Origin of the sequence: Pseudomonas parakoreensis (assembly GCF_021602155.1) — a bacterium.
GTDB lineage: Bacteria > Pseudomonadota > Gammaproteobacteria > Pseudomonadales > Pseudomonadaceae > Aquipseudomonas > Aquipseudomonas parakoreensis.
The window spans coordinates 1-255 of the sequence record NZ_BQHY01000090.1; the positions used below are offsets into that span (position 1 = coordinate 1).

A 255-nucleotide genomic window follows, 5' to 3' on the forward strand; every position below is an offset into this window, starting at 1 on the left:
GTCGGTCACGGTGGTGCTGACCGGGGTCTTGTCGGCCACCAGATTTTCGTAGTTGCCGCCGGTCACGTTAGTAATGGCGTTGGTCAACGGTGCATGACCGGTCAATACGTCATTCGGCGCGGTGGTGATCACCGTGCCGGTGGTTTTACCGACTTCGATGGTGATGTTCTGACCGTTGGCCAGAGTCACCACAACCGGCGAACCGGTGACTGGCGCACCGACGGTCGCGGTGTAAGTGACAGTGCCACCTTCAGC

1 protein-coding gene is annotated in these 255 nt (G+C 60.0%); it reads right to left on the reverse strand.

The features are described from left to right. The coding region (locus tag L6D63_RS28525; protein WP_236170524.1) for an immunoglobulin-like domain-containing protein at window positions 1-255 on the reverse strand (255 nt) is incomplete at both ends.